The 17,821-nt window shown below is 73.2% G+C and carries 12 protein-coding genes; 6 read left to right on the plus strand and 6 right to left on the minus strand.

Translation table 11 applies throughout. The features are described 5' to 3' along the window. Positions 1 to 3: 3 nt before the first annotated feature. Positions 4 to 750, minus strand: a complete 747-nt coding sequence (locus ACBJ32_RS06725) for an arginase family protein (RefSeq protein ID WP_375125937.1) — start codon at positions 748 to 750, stop codon at positions 4 to 6. 216 nt (positions 751 to 966) lie between these two features. Between ACBJ32_RS06725 and ACBJ32_RS06730 the strand changes: the two genes are divergently transcribed. Continuing rightward, positions 967 to 1,383, plus strand: coding sequence for a nuclear transport factor 2 family protein (locus ACBJ32_RS06730; RefSeq protein WP_375125938.1), 417 nt, complete (start codon positions 967 to 969; stop codon positions 1,381 to 1,383). Positions 1,384 to 1,483: 100 nt separating this feature from the next. After that, entirely contained in the window at positions 1,484 to 1,972 is a 489-nt protein-coding gene (locus ACBJ32_RS06735) for a MarR family transcriptional regulator (protein WP_375125939.1), read from the plus strand. A gap of 38 nt (positions 1,973 to 2,010) precedes the next feature. On the opposite strand, the gene ACBJ32_RS06740 is transcribed toward ACBJ32_RS06735, so the two are convergent. Next, a complete protein-coding gene (locus tag ACBJ32_RS06740; RefSeq protein WP_375125940.1) occupies positions 2,011 to 2,679 on the minus strand; it encodes a DUF4142 domain-containing protein in 669 nt (222 codons plus the stop codon). A 131-nt stretch (positions 2,680 to 2,810) separates the two neighbouring features. Beyond that, a complete protein-coding gene (locus ACBJ32_RS06745; protein ID WP_375125941.1) occupies positions 2,811 to 6,062 on the minus strand; it encodes a BTAD domain-containing putative transcriptional regulator in 3,252 nt (1,083 codons plus the stop codon). A gap of 191 nt (positions 6,063 to 6,253) precedes the next feature. Here ACBJ32_RS06745 and ACBJ32_RS06750 point away from each other — a divergent pair, with 191 nt between their 5' ends. Together ACBJ32_RS06750 and ACBJ32_RS06755 are read left to right on the plus strand one after the other, a co-directional pair. Then, positions 6,254 to 7,255 (plus strand): M23 family metallopeptidase, encoded by a 1,002-nt coding sequence (locus ACBJ32_RS06750; RefSeq protein WP_375125942.1) that lies wholly within the window; start codon positions 6,254 to 6,256, stop codon positions 7,253 to 7,255. A gap of 44 nt (positions 7,256 to 7,299) precedes the next feature. Continuing rightward, the gene (locus ACBJ32_RS06755) at positions 7,300 to 8,736 is read left to right on the plus strand and encodes an N-acetylmuramoyl-L-alanine amidase (protein ID WP_375125943.1); all 1,437 of its coding nucleotides are present in this window, start codon (positions 7,300 to 7,302) and stop codon (positions 8,734 to 8,736) included. Between the two features lie 324 nt (positions 8,737 to 9,060). Here ACBJ32_RS06755 and ACBJ32_RS06760 read toward each other — a convergent pair whose 3' ends face one another. Next, positions 9,061 to 11,175: a hypothetical protein gene (locus ACBJ32_RS06760; RefSeq protein ID WP_375125944.1), complete on the minus strand. Its 2,115-nt coding sequence runs from the start codon at positions 11,173 to 11,175 to the stop codon at positions 9,061 to 9,063. A 94-nt stretch (positions 11,176 to 11,269) separates the two neighbouring features. Here ACBJ32_RS06760 and ACBJ32_RS06765 point away from each other — a divergent pair, with 94 nt between their 5' ends. Continuing rightward, complete coding sequence (locus tag ACBJ32_RS06765; RefSeq protein ID WP_375125945.1) at positions 11,270 to 12,121, plus strand: alpha/beta fold hydrolase; 852 nt, start codon at positions 11,270 to 11,272, stop codon at positions 12,119 to 12,121. After that, positions 12,114 to 12,674, plus strand: coding sequence for a TetR-like C-terminal domain-containing protein (locus ACBJ32_RS06770; RefSeq protein WP_357885706.1), 561 nt, complete (start codon positions 12,114 to 12,116; stop codon positions 12,672 to 12,674). The genes ACBJ32_RS06765 and ACBJ32_RS06770 overlap by 8 nt, the downstream gene beginning before the upstream one ends. Positions 12,675 to 12,696: 22 nt before the next feature. Here the strand turns inward: ACBJ32_RS06770 and gdhA are convergent, their stop codons facing one another. Together gdhA and ACBJ32_RS06780 are read right to left on the minus strand one after the other, a co-directional pair. After that, the gene (gdhA, locus tag ACBJ32_RS06775; RefSeq protein ID WP_375125946.1) at positions 12,697 to 14,037 is read right to left on the minus strand and encodes an NADP-specific glutamate dehydrogenase; all 1,341 of its coding nucleotides are present in this window, start codon (positions 14,035 to 14,037) and stop codon (positions 12,697 to 12,699) included. 146 nt (positions 14,038 to 14,183) lie between these two features. Then, positions 14,184 to 17,528 (minus strand): S8 family serine peptidase, encoded by a 3,345-nt coding sequence (locus ACBJ32_RS06780; protein ID WP_375125947.1) that lies wholly within the window; start codon positions 17,526 to 17,528, stop codon positions 14,184 to 14,186. Positions 17,529 to 17,821: the final 293 nt, after the last annotated feature.

Consider the following 17,821-nt stretch of genomic DNA (forward strand, 5'->3'; position numbering starts at 1 on the left):
CGATCACGCCGTGGGCCCCCAGGCGGGACGCTGCCGGGCAGCCGCCTTGCGGCCCAGCTTCCCGGCTCTGACCTGCACGGCCAGGCTGTCGAGGATGACCCGGGCGCTGAGCAGCGCCGTCTGCTCCGCCCAGTCGTACGGCGGCGAGCACTCCACCACCTCGATCCCGGCCGGCCCCGGCTCGGACACCAGCCGCACCAGGTGCAGCGCCTCCCGGGGCAGCAGCCCGCCCGGCTCCGCCCAGCCGGTGCCGGGGACGAACCCGGCGTCGATGACGTCGATGTCGAAGGAGAGGTAGACGGCCTCGGCGTCCTGCCAGGCGATCTCCAGGGCGGTCCCGGTGGCGCGCTCCACACCGACCCGTTCCACGTCCCCGCCGTGATCACGGTGGTGCCGCGCTCGCGGCCGACCTTGACCCCGGCCCGGGACCCCGCCGGCCGCCGATGCCGACCTGGACGAGGTTGGTGGCCGGCGTGGTGGCCGTCCCCCGGTCAGCGCCACGACCGCCGCCTTCGCGACGTCCCCGGCGTCGACGAACGCCTCCCGCCCTGCCCCGGCCGGCAGGCAAAGCCCGCCCGAGTGCACGGCGCCGGCGAACATCCCCTCGCTGAAGTTCTGGAAGCACCAGGTGGGGTGGAGCACCGTCCAGGCCGCGCCGGACTGCTGGACGATGCGCTCGCGCGGCCGGTCCAGCCCGGGACCGCCGGCCCGGGCCGACAGCGGCACCAGCCGCTCGGCGCCGCGGGCCACGGCCCCGGGCGATGAAGGCCCGCAGGAGGTCGCCGGGCTGCAGCTCGGGCCGTACGAGGGAGACGCCGTGCACGTCGTCGAGGGCGGCGTCCCAGGTGCCGGGGTCGTTCCACCTGCGGTCGCGGTGATCTGTCCTGGTGAACTGTTGGCGTGGCCAACGAATCTGGGTATAGTTAGTGACGTAAACGTTGGTGACGCCAATGAAAAGAGGATGGCATGTCCACGGAAACTCTGATCGCCGACCGCATCGAGATCGCCGACCTGTTCACCCGCTTCGCGCTCCTGCTCGACGAGGCGCGGTGGGAGGACGCCGGCACGGTCTTCGCCGACGACGTGGCGGTGCATTCGCCGCGCGGAGGTGAGCTGCGCGGCCTCGACAAGGTCGTCGGTTTCATGCGGCAGTCGGAGGTCGAGGGGCAGCGCGCCCAGCACACGACCACCGACCTGCTGGTGGACCTCGACGGCGACCAGGCGGCCGCCTCGGCGAACTCGCTGGTGTACTACTTCCGCGACGGCCAGGCGCCGCACTTCACGGGCGGCCTGCGACTGGCCGCCACCGTGGTGCGGACCCCGGCGGGCTGGCGGCTCCGCGAGGTGCGGATCACGCCCGCCTGGACGCGCGCGGAGGCGTGAACCGGTCCGGGGCGTGGAGCCTGCGCGCCCGGACCGCCTGCGGCCGTTCGCGCCGCCGAGCTCTCCGGACGACAATGTGCGATGTGATGAGGGTTGACGCGTGAACGGCCGGCTCAGCGGGGCGCTCTCCGAGGACGACCCGGTGGTGGAGGCGGTGCTCACCGCCAGCCGGGCCCTGGTGGGAGTCGCCGCCCGCTCGATCGCCGCGGCGGGCGGGGACGTGACGCTGCCGCAGTACCGCGCGCTCGTCCTCATGGCGGCGCGGGGCCCGCAACGGCTCATCGACCTCGCGGACGCCCTGGACGTGAACAGATCGACGGCCACCCGCATGTGCGACCGGCTGGTGGCCAAGCGGCTGGTACGGCGCAGCCGCCTGCCCAGCGACCGCCGCACGGTCCGCATCGTGCTGACCGGCGAGGGGCGCGCCCTGGTGGACGGCGTGACGCAGAAGCGCAAGGCCGATCTGGCGCGGATCCTCGCCCAGCTCACGCAGGAGCAGCGGGTCGCCGTGGTGGCGGCGCTGTCGGCGTTCGCGGAGGCCGCCGACGAGAAGGAGGTCTCCGCGAACGCCGACGTCCCGGAGTTGTGAGGGGAGGGGCTGCCCGGAAGGGTTCACGGCGCGCTCCGTCAGGAGGGCGGCGTGGGGAAGCTCGCCGGTGTGGTCAGGCCGGTGCTCTCCAGCAGGCGCTGGTGGTTGAGCACGGCGGCGTTGGCCTGCTCGGAGAAGCGGCGGACCAGCGTGTTCTGAGTGCTGCCGCGGACCGTGCCGATCAGGGGGAAGATCTGGCCGTGGGCCAGGCGCAGCCACTTGACGTACGTGGAGTCGTAGGCGGCGCCGGTCCTGCCGGAGATGTCGCTCATCCAGGCCTGCTGCTGCGTGGTGGGTTTCACCGGCAGCTTGATCTGCAGCTTGGCGGCCACGTCGCGGACCTGCCGGTCGAGCGTGTGGTGCTGGGAGGCGATCTCCTTGCTGATCTCGCGCACGCGGGCGGTGCCGGCCCGCTGCACCGCGTCCTGAGCCATGGGCATCTCCCACAGGCTCGCCAGGCGGACCTTGCGGATGAGGTCCCTGTCGACCTCGGACAGCGGGCCCCACTCGGTCTGCCGCGTCCCGCCGTCCCGCTCTTCCCCGGTCGGGGTGGCGGGCGGCTCGGTCGTCTCCGTGCCGATGGCGGCCGGCACGGTGTTCACCGCGACCGTGTCGGAGCCGGGCGTGGGCGTGTAACCGGCGCAGGCGGTCGCCGCGCAGAGCAGGCCGAGACCGCAACCGGCGAGTACGCGACGGCTGTGGCGCATGCACCGTCACCCCTTCCGGGTACTGGGGCGTGCCTTCGTGCGGCACTGGTCACTGTTGGATACGCCGCGCGGCCGGGGAGCGTTCATGGCACTGCCCGAGCCGTGCCGCATGCCAGGCCGCCGCGCGGACGCTACGGTCCGGGAACGGCGTGACCCGCTGCCGATCGGTCTTCGCGCAGCTCCCTGCGCAGCTCGACGGCGCGGTGCAGGTAGTGGGAGGCCAGCGCGGCACGCCCGGTCGAGCGGTAGAGCTCGCCGAGCGTCTGGAACGTGGCCGCCTCGCCGCTGCGGTCGCCGAGCTGCTGGAAGATCGCCAGGGACGCCTGCAGGCGGTCGGAGCCGTCGGACCGCCTGCCGTTGGCCGCCTGCAGCCCGCCGAGGCTCTGCATCGCGTACGCCCCGCAGTGCCGGTCGCCGAGCCGCTCGAAGATGTCCAGGGCCCGCCCCTGGAACCGCATCGCCTCCTCGGCGTCGGCCTTCATGTCGTGCAGGCGGCCCAGCTGCATCGACACGCACCCCTCGCGGTGGGTGTCGCCGAGCTCCCTGGCCAGCCGCAGGGCCTCGGCCAGCCACCTGGACGCCTGGCGGAGATCGCGCAGCGACAGGAAGATCCGCCCGATCGCCTGCCGCGCGTACGCCTCGCCGCTGCGGTCACCGACGGCCAGGAACATGGCCAGGGCGTGCCGGAAGGAGCCGAGCGCCCGTAGATGCTCGCCGGAGAACTGGCTGACCGCGCCCAGCCCGCAGATCGAGATCGCCTCGCCGCGCGGGTCGCCGAGCTCGCGGAAGAGCGTGCGAGCCCGCCTGAGCATGTCGCCGGCCTCGGCGTAGCGGTCCTGGTACAGGCACACCTGGGCGAGGCCGCGCAGCATGGCGGCCTCGCCGCGCCGGTCGCCCGCCGCACGGGCGCCGTCGAGGGCCAGGCGGTGCGTGAGCTGCCACTCCTCCAGGCGGCAGTGCAGGTCGAAGTAGGGGACGAGGGCGGCGGCCAGCCCCCACGCCGAGGAGGCCAGCCCGGTGCCGGCGGCCAGCCGTACGGCCTCCACCAGCGACTCGCGCTCGGCCTCGAACCACGACAGCGGATCGGCGGTGAGCTGGGCGAGCGTCTCGCCCGGCAGGCTCCAGGAGGCGGGCTCCTCGGGGGTGAGGCTGAACAGGGTGGTGGGCAGGCGCGCCGCGGCGTGGCCGGTGGCGCTGGCCCAGCCGCCGAGCACGCGGGCGAGCGCCTGCCGGGCCGCGTCGCCTCCCGCGCTGGTCTCCGCGTGCTGCCTGGCCTGGCAGCGCATCAGGTCGTGCAGCTGGTAGCGGGGCTGGCCGAGGGCGTCGGTGCCGGCCAGGCGCAGGAGGTTGGCGTCCACGAGGGAGTCCACGACGGCTTCGGTACGGGGACGGCCCAGGACGGCGTCGGCCACCCAGCCGGGCACGGAGGCCGGGCCGAGCAGGCCGAGCGTGTGGAAGGTGGTGGCCGCCTCGCCGGTCAGGCGCCGGGTGCTGCGCTCGAAGGAGCCGCGTACCTCCAGGTCGCCGGCGCGCAGCTCGTCGAGCCTGCCGGCCTCGTCGGCCAGGCGCCGCTGGAGCACGCTGAGCGGCCAGTTGGGCCGGCCCGCCAGGCGGGCGCCGGCGATCCGGACGGCCAGGGGCAGGTGGCCGCAGGAGTCGAGGATGGCCAGGGTCGCCTGCCGGTCGGCGGCCAGCCGCTGCGGGCCGACGATGCGGCCGAGGAACTGCTCGGCCTCGTCGGGCGGCAGGACGTCGAGTTCGAGCAGGAGCGCGCCAGGCAGCTCGGTGATGCGCCGGCGGCTGGTGACCAGGACCGCGCAGCCGTTGCCCGGCAGCAGGGCGCGCACCTGGGCCGCGTCGGCGGCGTCGTCGAGGAAGACGAGCATGGGGCGCTCGGCCAGCAGGGAGCGGTAGAGGGCGGAGCGTTCGTGCACCGTGGGCGGCAGGGCGGCGTCGCCGACCCCCAGCGCGCGCAGCGCCTCGGCCAGCAGGTCCGCCGGGTCCGCGGGGGCCGGGTCGGTGCCGCCGAGGCACAGGTGCAGTTGCCCGGCCGGGTAACCGGGCCGTACGGCGTGGGCGCAGTGCACGGCCAGCGCCGTCTTGCCGACGCCCGGCGGCCCGACGACCACGGCGATCGCCGGCGGCCCGTCCGGCTGCCGTTCCCCGGCCGCCAGGGCGTTCGTCAGGGCGGCGACCGCGGCGGCCCGGCCGGTGAAGTCCGCTACGTCGGGCGGGAGCTGGCAAGGCCGCGGCACCCCCACGCCCGCACCCAGAACCGCACCCGCGCCCGCACCTGAGCCAGCACCTGGGCCTGGGCCAGCGCCTGGGCCTGAGCCAGCACCTGGGCCTGGGCCAGCGCCTGGGCCTGAGCCAGCGCCTGGGCCTGAGCCCGATCCCGCGCCCGCACCTGAACTCGAGCCTGCGCCTGAGGCCGATTCCGCGCCCAGAACAGCACCCGCGCCTGCACCTGTGCCTGATTCCGCGCCCAGAACCGCACCCGACCCCGACCCCGGCCCCGTGCCTGCACCCGGATCCAGGCCCGCGCCTGCGCCCCCATCTGAACCGCCGCCCGCACCAGCGTCCGCGCCCGGAACCACTGCGGCGCCCATCCCCGGCCCGGCGCCGCGGGCGAGGGCGGGCTCCTCGAAGTCCTCGGCCAGGACGCGGGCATGGGCCTCACGCAATTCCTGACCGGGCTCGATACCGAGATCATCGACGAGCTGACGCCGGATGACGGTGTAGGCGTGCAGCGCCTCGGCCCGCCTGCCGCCACGGTGCAGGGCCAGGATGAGCTGCTGCCAGAGATCCTCCCGGTACGGATGCTCGCCGATCAGCTCGCGCAGGTCGTCGATGGCGGAGGCGTGCTCGCCCACGGCCAGTTTCGTCGCGACCAGTTCCTCGGCCGCGCCGAGCCTGGCCTGGGTGAGCGCGCGCAGCTTCGCGTCCCACGCGGGGCTGGCGGGCAGGTCGCTGAGGGGTTCGCCGCGCCACAGCGCGAGCGCCTCCCGCAGGTGCGCGGCGGTCTCCGCGGTACGCCCGCCCGCGCGCGCCCTGGCCACCAGGTCCTCGAACATCAGCAGGTCCAGCCGCTCCGCCGCCACCTCGATCGCGTAACCGGAGGGATGGGCGGTGATGCCGGCGCCGGCCGTGCCGAGGACCCCGCGTAAGGAGCTCACGTACGTGCGCAGGTTGGCCGTGGCGGACGAGGGCGGGTTCCCGGCCCACAGGACCTCGATGAGCGTGTCCGAGCCCACCACCTGGTTCGCGTCGAGCAGCAGGGTGGCCAGCAGCAGCCGCGGCTTGGGGCCGCCGACGCGCAGGCTCCGGTCGGCGGCCCGGACCTGTAACGGCCCGAGGACACCGAAGGCTGGTTGATCAACCACTATGACCGCACCTATCTCCTTGGCTGGAGGTGTTGCAACCATTACCGGGTTGAGCCTTTATACCGATTTTGGATGTTCTTTGTACGCCGTACTCGCAATCTTGAGCCCCAGCAAGCGCACGTCGAGAGATCCACTTGATCATGATCGGCGCCGGGCGGATCCCGTCCCGGAGCCGTACGGAAAGGATCCTTATGCGACCCAGCAGGGTACTCACGGTGGGGTTCGTGCTGGTGTGCGGGCTCGCCGCCGGCCAGGCCGCCTCCGCCGCCCCGACGCCGGCCCCCTCGCCGTCCGCCTCCCCGGCGGCCACGGCGACGCCGACGCCCGCGCCGGACCCGAACGACCCGCCGAACCAGGTCGAGGTCCCCGAGGTCTCGACCCTCGCCGCGCCGAGCTTCCAGCTCCCCTTCCCCTGCGGCCAGAGCTGGACGGGCAACTCCAGCGCCAGCAGCGCGCACCGCTCGTACGAGATCGACTTCAACCGCGGCAGCACCGCCAGCGCGGACCTCGGCGACACCGTCGTGGCCGCCGCGGCCGGCACCGTGGTCATCTCCGCCCACCAGGGCTCCGCGAACGGCTACGGCAACCTGGTCAAGATCGACCACGGTGGCGGCTACACGACGTACTACGCGCACCTGAACTCGCGCTCGGTCGCCGCCGGCGCCCAGGTCGCCCAGGGCCAGAAGATCGGCACGCTCGGCAAGACCAGCAAGCCGGGCAACAACATCAGCCCGCACCTGCACTACGAGGTCCGCCAGGGCAGCAGCTACCCGAGCAACGTCCGCAAGGCCGTCTTCAACGGCGTCACCTTCGGCTACCCGAACCAGACGCTGACCTCGAAGAACAAGTGCGGCGGCAGCGGCACCACCAACCCGCACACCGCCACGTCGGTCTGCGGCGCCGGCTACAAGGTGATCGACTCGGCCGCGCTGGGCACGGCCGGCACGGTTCACCTGCTCTACAGCTCCGCCAACGGCAACAACTGCGTGGCCACGATCAAGAAGTCGTCGCTGGGCAAGGCCACCGCCACCAGTGCGTACCTGGAGGTGCAGGGCAAGGCCCGGGTCACCGACAGCGGCAGCTTCGCCTACTACGCGGGCCCGGTGCGCGCCGCGGCGGCCGGCAAGTGCGTCAAGTGGGGCGGCAAGGCCGGCTCGGCCGTCTACGACAGCACGTTCGAGCACTGCGGCTAGAGCGCGTACCCCCCACGAACGAGACATCCTGAGGAGAGAACACTGTGCGAGCCCGACTGCGCCGCTCAGCCGTGCTGCTGACCGGCGTGCTGATCCCCGCCTCGCTGCTCATGGTGAGCCCGGCCGCGGCCACGTCCGCCGACGGCCCCGTGTCCGCGGCGTTCGCGCGGGCGGCCGCCACCTACGAGGTGCCGCGCGACCTGCTGATCTCGCTCGCCTACGCCGAGACCCACCTGGACGGGCACGACGGCGAGCCCAGCGCCAGCGGCGGCTACGGCATGATGCACCTGGTCACCTCCCGCACGCTGGAGCGCGCGGCCACCCTCACCGATCAGCCTGTCCAGGAGCTGAAGAGCGACGACGCCGCCAACATCGCGGGCGGCGCCGCCGTGCTGCGCGCCTACGCCGACGAGGCGGGCCTGGACGCCGCCGCCCGCAAGGACCCCGCCCGCTGGTACGGGGCCATCGCCCGCTACGGCGGCGCCGCCTCTGCCGACGTGGCCCGCCTGTACGCCGACACCGTCTACGACCTGATGGCGGAGGGCGTGCGCGCCACCAGCACGGGCGGCGAGAGCGTCACGGTCAAGCCGCGCGCCGTCGAGCCCGACCGCGGCGCGTACGCCAAGGCCAAGGACCTGGACGGCCCCAGCACCTTCGCCGCCTCGACCGACTACCCGCAGGCCGCCTGGGTGCCGGCCAACAGCGCCAACTACGCCGTCTCCAGCCGCCCGACCAGCGACAAGATCGACCGGATCGTCATCCACGTGGCGCAGGGCTCCTACGCCGGGACGATCTCCTGGTTCCAGAACCCGGCCGCCAAGGTCAGCTCCCACTACGTCGTCCGCTCCTCCGACGGCGCCGTCACCCAGATGGTCAGGGAGAAGGACCGGGCCTTCCACGCCGGCGAGTACAACCGGCGCTCGGTCGGCATCGAGCACGAGGGCTTCGTGAACGACGCCACGTGGTTCACCGACGCCATGTACCGCTCGTCGGCCGCGCTGACCCGCAACATCGCCGACCGGTACGGCATCCCCAAGGACCGCACGCACATCGTCGGCCACAACCAGGTCCCCGGCACCGACCACACCGACCCCGGCGGCCACTGGAACTGGACCACGTTCATGCGGTACGTCACGGGCGGCAGCGGCGGCCCCACCAACCCGCACACGCCCGAGTCGGTGTGCGGCAGCGGCTACAAGGTGATCGACAGCGCCGCGCTCGGCACGGCCGGCACGGTTCACCTGCTCTACAACTCCGCCAACGGCAACAACTGCGTGGCCACGATCAAGAAGACCTCGATCGGCACGGCCACCGCCATCAGCGCGTACCTGGAGGTGCAGGGCAAGGCCCGGGTCACCGACAGCGGCAGCTTCGCCTACTACGCGGGCCCGGTGCGCGCCGCGGCGGCCGGCAAGTGCGTCAAGTGGGGCGGCAAGGCCGGCTCGGCCGTCTACGACAGCCCGTTCGAGCACTGCGGCTAGGAAGAGCGAAGAGCGCGGCGGCCAGGAAGGCGCTGCGGTCAGGAAGGACGCGACAGGCGGCGGGCGGGTGCGGGCAGGAGCCCGGGCCCGCCCGCGGCGTTCACCCGGGTGCCCGGAACCTGGGACCTGGAACCGGCCGCGAGGAGAGCTCGGCAGCTAGATGACCTAGCAGGCCCCGGGGGGCCCGCCTGGAATCGAACCAGGAGAAGGAAGCTGCCGAATGGCCTCGCGGCACGGCGTGCGAGGAAGGCGGGAAGACTAGAGGTTCTTTGCAATCAGCAAGGGAGAAGGAAGCCCTCCCATGGCCTCGCGATCGGCACTGTATCAGGCCGGGATCAACTCGTGCAGCGTCGCCGGCGTGTACACCCGGGCGCCTTCCGGCAGATCGGCCGGCGCCCGCAACCCGATGTACGTGGTGTGCTCCCCGGCCCGGCCGCGGCGCCCGAGCAGGTCGGCCAGGTAGCGGACGCGCAGGTGGTCGCGTTCGACGATCGAGCGCACCAGGAGCGAGGTGGTGACGCGGTTGCCTTCCACCTGGTTGAAGCCGGGGCGTCCCTTCAGGTAGAGGTGCAGCCACTTCGCCTGCCAGGCGCCGTCCTCGCCGCGCAGGAAGGCCAGCGGCAGCGCGACGCGGCCCGCGCCGCGCAGGTCGGACTTCATCCGCACGGTACGCGGCTCGAACGGCCTGCCCTGCTGCCCGGCGTCCCTGGTCATGAACCCGAAGAACGCCTCGGCGGCCTCGTCGAACGGCTCTCCGGCGTAGACGTGCACCTGCGGGATGATGATCGGCTTGGTCGCCCGGGGGAGGCGGATGTCGATGAACTCGCTCGCGCCGTCGGTGGCGTCGGTGAGGTCGCCGGAGTACGTGGCGAAGGCGTTGCGGTAGCTGGTCCAGGAGACGTGCTCGGGGTCGCCGAAGGAGGCGTCCAGCATCAGGGCCGACAGGTCGTAGTCGGTGCGCCGCTCGGCCTGGCGCCAGTGGACGAAGAAGCGCAGCAGCTCGCCGTCCACGGCCGACAGCGAGCCGCGCGGCAGCATGCCGAGGCCGGGCGCGACGGCCTTGCCCGACAGCGGCAGGGCGACGTCGAGCACGTCGGGATCGACGATCAGATGGCCCGGGTCGGGCAGGCGGCGGGCGATCTCCTCGTCCAGCACGGCCACCGCCCGTGACAGGACGCTCTCCTCGATCGGGGTGCGGGCGTCAGGCGTGGTCCACGCCCGGCCGTGCCGGTTGGCGAAGACGCGGCCGGCGACGGGCCCGAGCCGGTTGTGCAGGTGCTCGCGCAGCGACAGCAGGACCCGGCCGGACACGCCGGCCGCGGCCTGCTCGGCGGCGTCGAGCACGGCCGAGGGGTCGGGGGCGGTGCGCAGCAGGTGGTCCAGCCGGCGCAGCAGCGCGCCGGGCGCCTGGCTGAGCAGGTCGAGCGCCTCCCCGGTGCGGCCCTCCGCCAGGGACGACTCCAGCCGGCTGTCGAAGCCGCGCGCCCGGCGGGCCCCGCGGGCGACCTCGAAGACCTGCGCGGCGCGCGGGAAGCGCGGGTGCTCGTGCGGGTGCAGCCGCTCGCCGAGCCGCTTCCACTGCTCGCGGTGGCGCGGCATGTCGCCGAGCCTGGCCGGGGAGGCGACCGCGTCCAGGGCCTGGAGCAGGGCGCGGCGTTCGGCCCGTCGGAACGAGCGGAACCGGGTGGGGGCGGCCAGCGTGACGTCGCCGCCGGAGGCGCCGCAGGCGAGCCGCAGCACGTCGGTCACCGTGTCGACGAGCAGCGGCCGGCCCGTGGCCAGGCGCTGCTCGTTGACGACCGCGCGGTTCTCGCGTACCGGGATGTGCTCCGGCTCGTCCGGGCAGAACGCGGCCAGGGCCCGCAGGGCGGCCAGGTCCTCGGCGGGCAGCGGCACCTGCGAGCCGGCCATCGAGAAGAACAGCTCGCGGGCCTCGGACTCCAGGCTCCCGCCCAGGTCCAGCACGGTCACGCGGTCGCCGGCCAGCGGGATCAGCTCGGCGTGCGCCGCCAGCAGGTCGGCGTAGCTGTGCTGGTAGCGGCCGTAGCCGGGCAGCGCGAGCAGGTTGAGCGTGGCCGGCTGGACCCGGGCGGTGGCGGCGGGGTCGAGCAGCCTCTCCCGCAGCAGGCCGGCCCAGAACTCCATGGTGTCGGGCACGCCGCGGGGGAAGCCGATGAAGTAGGCGTTGTGCCGCACGTGGTCGCCGACGAGCTCGCGGACGGCGGACAGCACCCGCACGCCGAGGTCGAGGACCGTCTCGCCGCGCAGCGTCGCCAGGCGCTCCAGCAGGGCCGCCGAGCACTTGAAGCCGGCGCTCAGCAGCGCGGCGTCGAGCTGGCGGGCGGCCGCCTCCCCCCAGCCCTGATGGGTGCCGGCGGGGGCGTCGCCGATCGGGACGCGCAGGCGGCGGGCGATGACGAGGGCTTCAAGATTGTCCACGGGCGCACCCTATAGCCGGTACGAGCGGAAATCCGGGCATTTTCCGTCGATCCGGGATTGACGAGACGTGGCTAATGGCATTAGCTTATGGGCTATGGACATGAACCGCGAGACCGAGTTCCTTGACATCGACGGCGGCCGGCTCGCCTACGACGTGACCGGGCAGGGCCCGCTCGTCGTGCTCGCCCACGGCATGGGGGACAACAGGGCGGCCTACCGCGCGATGGCGGCCGAGCTGGTGGCCGCCGGGTTCCGGGTCGCGAGCATGGATCTGCGCGGCCACGGCGAGTCCAGCACCGGCTGGCCGTCGTACACGCGCACCGACGTCGCCGGCGATCTCCTCGCCCTGATCAGGCGGCTGGGCGGCCCCGCCGTCATCGTGGGCCACTCCTTCTCAGGCGGCGCCGCCACCATCGCGGCGGCCCAGGAGCCCGGCCTGGTCGGCGCCATCGTCGAGATCGGCCCGTTCACCCGCGCCCAGCAGGTGAACCTGGGCGCGCTGATCTCCAACGCCCGCTACCGCAAGGGCATGACCCTGCTCATGGGGACCGGCCTGTTCCGCAGCGTGGGAACGTGGAAGCGCTACCTCGACCACGCCTACCCCGGCACCAAGCCCGCCGGGCACGCCGAGCACGTCGCCGCGCTGGAGGCGGACCTGCGCAGGCCGGGCCGGATGGCCGTGGTCAGCCGGATGGGCACGTCCGCGCCCACCGATGCGGGCGCCCGGCTCGGCGACGTCCGGTGCCCCGCCCTGATCATCATGGGCACCCTCGACCCCGACTGGGCCGACCCCGCGGCCGAGGGCGAAGGCATCGTGGCCGGCATGCCCGCGGGGACCGCCCGGCTGCACCTGGTCGAGGGCGCCGGCCACTACCCGCACGCGCAGTTCCCCGTCGAGGTCGCCGCGGCCGTCCTGGATTTCCTCGGAGCCGGTCGGCGTGGCTAGGGCGGCGCTGTCGGCCGACGCCATCGTCGACCTGGCCCTGCGCGTCGTCGACGAGGGCGGGCCCGCGGCGCTGACGCTGTCGGCGGTGGCCGGCGCGGCGGGCGTCGCCCCTCCGTCGCTCTACAAGCACGTGCGCAACCTCGCCGAGCTGCGCGCGCTGGTGTCCGCGCGGATCATCGGCGAGATCGCCGACCAGGCCGGCGAGGCCGTGCTCGGCCGCTCCGCCGACGATGCGGTCCGCGCGCTGATGACGGCGTGGCGGGCCTACGTACGGCGCTGCCCGAACCGCTACGCCGCGATCGTCCAGAGCCCCGAGCCGCGCACGGCGGAGGCGGGAGCGCGCCTGCTCACCATCATGTCCGCCACCCTGCGGGCCTACGGGATGGAGGACTCGGCGGCGATCCACGCGGCCCGCTGCCTGCGCGCGGCCGTCCACGGGTTCGCGGTCCTGGAGGCCGAGGGCGCCTTCGGCCTGCCCGAGGACCTGGAGGAGAGCTACGACCTGCTGATCCACATGGTGATCGCCGGGCTGCACACTCCTCCAGGACGATGACGGGCCGGTCAGGTGCTGCCGCTCAGATCAGGCCGAGCGCCAGCATGGCGTCGGCGACCCGCCGGAAGCCGTCGATGTTGGCGCCGGCCACATAGTTGCCCGGCATGCCGTACTCGTCCGCGGTCCCCAGGCAGCGGGTGTGGATGTCCCGCATGATCTCCCGCAGGCGGCGCTCGGAGAACTCGAACGTCCACGAGTCGCGGCTGGCGTTCTGCTGCATCTCCAGCGCGCTGGTCGCCACGCCGCCCGCGTTGGCCGCCTTGCCCGGCCCGTACGCGACGCCCGCCTCGACGAACACCTTGATGCCCTCCGGGGTGGTCGGCATGTTGGCGCCCTCGCCGACCGCGATGCAGCCGTTGCCCACCATGAGAGCGGCGTCGCGGCCGGTGATCTCGTTCTGCGTGGCGGACGGCATCGCCACCTCGCAGGGCACCTCCCACACGTTGCGGCCCGGCACGAAGGTGACGTGCCCGCCGCGGCGTGCCGCGTAGGCGTCCAGCCGGCCGCGCTCGACCTGCTTGACCTGCTTGAGCAGGCCCAGGTCGACGCCCTTCTCGTCGAGCACGTAGCCGGAGGAGTCGGAGCAGGCCACCACGACGCCGCCGAGCTGCTCGACCTTCTCGATGGTGTGGATCGCCACGTTGCCGGAGCCGGACACCACGACCCGCTTGCCGTCGAACGACGTGCCGCGCGCCTGGAGCATCTCCTCGACGAAGAACGCGCACCCGTAGCCGGTCGCCTCGGTGCGCACCTGGGCGCCGCCGTACACCAGCCCCTTGCCCGTGATCACGCCGGACTCGTAGCGGTTGGTGATGCGCTTGTACTGGCCGAACAGGTAACCGATCTCCCGCCCGCCGACCCCGATGTCGCCGGCGGGCACGTCGGTGTACTCGCCGATGTGCCGGTACAGCTCGGTCATGAAGCTCTGGCAGAAGGCCATCACCTCGCGGTCGGAGCGGCCCTTGGGGTCGAAGTCCGACCCGCCCTTGCCACCGCCGATCGGCAGGCCCGTCAGGCCGTTCTTGAAGATCTGCTCGAAGCCGAGGAACTTGACGATGCCCAGGTAGACCGACGGGTGGAAGCGCAACCCGCCCTTGTACGGCCCCAGCGCGCTGTTGAACTCGACCCGGAAACCGCGGTTGATCTGCACCTCGCCCCGGTCGTCGAGCCACGGCACCCGGAAGATGATCTGCCGCTCGGGCTCGCAGATCCGCTCGATGATCTTGGATTCGGCGTACTCGGGATGCTTGCCGAGAACCGGGCCGATGCTGTCGAGCACCTCTCGCACCGCCTGGTGGAACTCGACCTCTCCAGGGTTGCGGCGCAGGACGTTGTCGTAGATCGACGACAGTTTCTCGTGCAAGAGGGACTCCCAACCTTACTGGTGTAGACCACCTCACTTTACGGTTCGGCCCGTTGTGAGAAGAACGCACCCCACCTCGTGCGTTCAGCCCGGTCGGCGCGCCGAGCGGCCGCGGGCGGGCCGTCCCGCCCGCGGCCGCCGTCACGCTATTGCACGGTGATCCTGTCCACCTCGACGGTGATGCCCCTGACCTGGGGCGTCGAGGTGGCCGTGGTGACCTTGCCGGTACCGGGGCTGACCCCTCTGACCCTCATCGAGTACGTCAGCGTGCCGCCGGGAACGGCCGGCGTGCTGGTGACCCGCAGGTCCCCGGCGGGCGGCCCGGTGATCTGGGCGCCCGCCGTGCCCTCCTCGTTCTCGGCGCCCACGGTGAGGCCGTAGCTCGCGGGCGGCTCGCCGGGCAGGCCGGCCGGGTCGTAGACGTAGCTGATGTCCTCGGCGCCGCCGAGCCCGATCCACTGCTGGAACACCTTCCGGGTCGTGGTGCCGTACAGGTTGACCCGCCACTCGACGACCAGCCAGCGGTTGGTCCCGTCCGACAGGACCGTGGCCAGGATGCCCGGCGCGCCGGTGCCGTCCAGGTCGGTCCAGTAGGGGGCCAGCACGCCGTTCGGGCGGGCCGGGTCGGGCAGCGTCTGCGGCACGAAGTCGATGTCGGCGGACGTGGCGCCGCCCGCGACACTGTAGCCGTTGGAGGTCACGCCCAGCCGGGTGTAGCTCCTGCCCGCGAAGGTGAACGGGGCGGGAGGCGTGAGGTTGAGCGCCTGCTCGTCCCCGATCGGGATGGGGGTGACGCCGAGCTCGTCCAGCGGGACGTACCCGCCGGGGCTCGCGCCCGGCGCTATCGACGGGCTGGCGGGCTGCCTGGCGGACAGCGTCGCCCTGGCGGTCGCGACCTGGCTGCCGACCCTGGTGGCTCCGGTGACGCCGTTCAGCCGCAGGCGGGCGTCGAGCGTGCTCACCGCGGTCACCTCGGCGTCCCGCAGCGTGTCGTTCGCGATGGTGACCGTGCAGGTGGACTCGCCGGTGTCCCTGGGGATCGTGGCCGGTGCGCAGGTCTGGTCCACCGGGATCGCGCCCTCCTGGCGGAAGAACGCGACCGGCAGGTGCAGCGCCCGCGAGCCGCCGGCCTGCTTGAGGTCCACCTGCCCGAAGTACTGCCCGTCGGGCAGGTCGGGCGCGGTGATCACGATGCTCAGCGTGGCGCTCTTGCCCGGCGCGACCGAGAAGCGCGGCGGCAGCACCGCGATGCCTGCGCCGCTGACGGTCCTGCCGGAGGCGGTGAAGGTGAGCGTCCTGTTCGTGACGTTGGTGACCGTGCGCTTGGCGGTGATGACGCCCGGCATGACGGGGGCGTTCACCGACGGCAGGTTGAGGTCGATGCGGTTGAGCGGATCGGCGGCCGAGGCGACGAAGTCCGCGGCGCTCTCGTCCAGGGTCAGGCCCGGGTCGCCGGCCTTGGTGAGGTCGATGCGCCCGCCGCCCATGTCGAACGGGTCAGCCGGCGTCGTCCTGTCCTGCTTGGTGACCGCCGTCCTGGCCGTGGTCTCCAGCGCGGACTTGACCTGCCCGGGCGTCCAGCCGGGATGCAGCGCGAACAGCAGCGCCGCCGCGCCGGCCACGTGCGGCGCCGACATCGAGGTGCCCGAGATGACCTGGTAGAGGTTGCCGGGCGGCCCCTCCGCCGGCGACTCGGGCGTCGGGGTCATGCCCGCCATGATGTGCAGGCCGGGCGCGGTGACGTCCGGCTTGAGGAAGTCGCCGCCGGGGCCGCGCGAGGAGAAGTGCGTGATCGCGTCGCCCTGCCAGGTGCTCTTCGTGCCCTGGGTGAAGGAGGCGGTGGCGCCGGGATGGGCGGACAGGAAGCTCAGCAGCGTGTCGGCCTCGGGCTTGTCGAGGTGCACCGAGGGGATCCAGTGGGCGTCGGTGAAGACGTCGAACGGGAACGTGTTGTAGATGATCATGCCGGCCGCGCCGCCCTGCATGACGTTGAAGCTCTTCAGCACCCGGTTCGGGGTGCGCTCGCAGGCGACGATCTTCCCGGTGAAGGTGCCGGGCGGCGCCGGCGTGGTGCAGGCCGCGTTGCTGTACGGGGGCGCCGAGGCGAGCACCACGGGCAGCGGCGAGCCGATCCCCTGGGTGATCGAGGCGCCCTTGACCGTCGCCGTGGCGCCACCGCCGGTCAGCGTGACGGTGGACTGGAACGTCCTGGTCTGCGTGGAGGCGGCCACCGTGGTCGTCCAGGGGCCGAGGTGGTCGGTGGTGTCCGCGCCGGGCCCGGAGTTGCCCGCCGACGCCGACACCAGCACGCCCGCCGCGTACGCGTCGAGGAAGGCCAGCTCCACCGGGTCGCTGTACGGGTCGCTGCCGCCGGAGATCGAGAAGTTGAGCACCTGGGCGCCGTCCAGGATGGCGCGGGCCACCGCCTGCGCCGAGTCCGACGGGAAGCAGCCCTGCGCGCCGCACACCTTGTACACCGACACCGCCGCGCCGGGCGCGATGCCGTGGATCGGGCCGCGGCTGATGCCCAGCGGGTTCGCGTCGGCCACCGGGCCGCCCGCCGACGTGCTCGCGGTGTGGGTGCCGTGGCCGTTGGAGTCGCGGGCGCTGTCGGGGTAGACCTCACCGCCGAAGACCGCGTTGTACGTCTCCAGGAAAGGCTGCCCGCCGACCAGCTTGTTGTTGCAGGTGAACGGGTCGGTGGCGGGGGTGGTCGGGTTGTCGCCGAAGTCGCAGACCCGCGTGGTGCCGTCCTTGGTGGGCGGCGGGGCGGGCAGGCCGGGCCGGGCGGCGAACGACGGGTGCTCGGGCCAGGCGCCGCTGTCCAGCACGCCCACGATCACGCCCTTGCCGGCCGTCCTGTCGGTGTCGCCGAGCTTGCCGTAGATCGCCGGAGCGCCGATGAAGGCGGGGCTCGCGTCGGTGAGCAGTTGCTGCGGCTTGTCCTCCTGCACGGCGACCGCGCCGGGCAGCTTCAGCACCTCCGCCGCCTTGTCGCCGGGGATGCGCAGCGCGATGCCGCCGTACACCGTCCTGATGCGCTGGCCGGGCACGGCGCCGGGAACCTTCGCGGCCAGCTCGGCGAGGAAGGCGTTCTCGACCTCCTCGATGTGCTCGCCGTACTTCCTGGCGTCGGCGCTCCTGGCGTCCAGGGCCCGGCCGGTGACCGAAGGGCTGGTGCCCGGCAGGCCGGGCAGGCCGCCCCCGTAGGCGGCCAGCGAGTCGTAGTCCAGCTTGACCACGACGTTGACCGGCGCGGGCGAGGTGTTGCGCAGCAGCGCCGGGTCGCTCTTGGCGAGCTTGCCCGTCGGGGACTTGGCGCCCTCGACGACCTCGGCGGGGGCGAGCGGGGTGGACGTCCACTTCTTGGCCGGCGGGGACGGCGTCGGGCTCGCCGCGGCCGCCGCCGGGCTGAGGGTCAGGACGACGCTCAGGGCGACGGCGGCCGGGACGAGCCGCCGCGCGCGGGATAACAGGGCACCGGATGACACGGGGGACCTCCTTGGCGAGGGGCTGCCTGGCCCGCCAGGGAGGCGTCAGGTCACCCGTCCGCGGGCACGCCGGAGGGAGCGCTGACCCTCCCCGGCGGGTGACGAACGGGAACGAAACTCATCTTCGTTCGACCGGAGTGTAGACAGCGATCGGCGCCGGAGAATCCCACCGAGTTGCCAGAATCTCGCGAAGAATCCGGCACACTTCACGATCGACATCTCCCGCCCGAACTGCTTCGCGTCCGGCATCGCGGCAGTGGGCGGCAGCGGCGGACAGGCGGCGGGCGGGGGCG

The sequence above is a fragment of the Nonomuraea sp. GTA35 genome (genome assembly GCF_041950525.1).
Taxonomy (GTDB): Bacteria; Actinomycetota; Actinomycetes; order Streptosporangiales; family Streptosporangiaceae; genus Nonomuraea.

Bases quoted from the DNA above. Each gene is read 5' to 3' on its own strand.
- ACBJ32_RS06740 (WP_375125940.1), bottom strand. From the start codon at position 2,679: ATGCGCCACAGCCGTCGCGTACTCGCCGGTTGCGGTCTCGGCCTGCTC.
- ACBJ32_RS06765 (WP_375125945.1), top strand. From the start codon at position 11,270: ATGGACATGAACCGCGAGACCGAGTTCCTTGACATCGACGGCGGCCGG.
- ACBJ32_RS06750 (WP_375125942.1), top strand. From the start codon at position 6,254: ATGCGACCCAGCAGGGTACTCACGGTGGGGTTCGTGCTGGTGTGCGGG.
- ACBJ32_RS06730 (WP_375125938.1), top strand. From the start codon at position 967: ATGTCCACGGAAACTCTGATCGCCGACCGCATCGAGATCGCCGACCTG.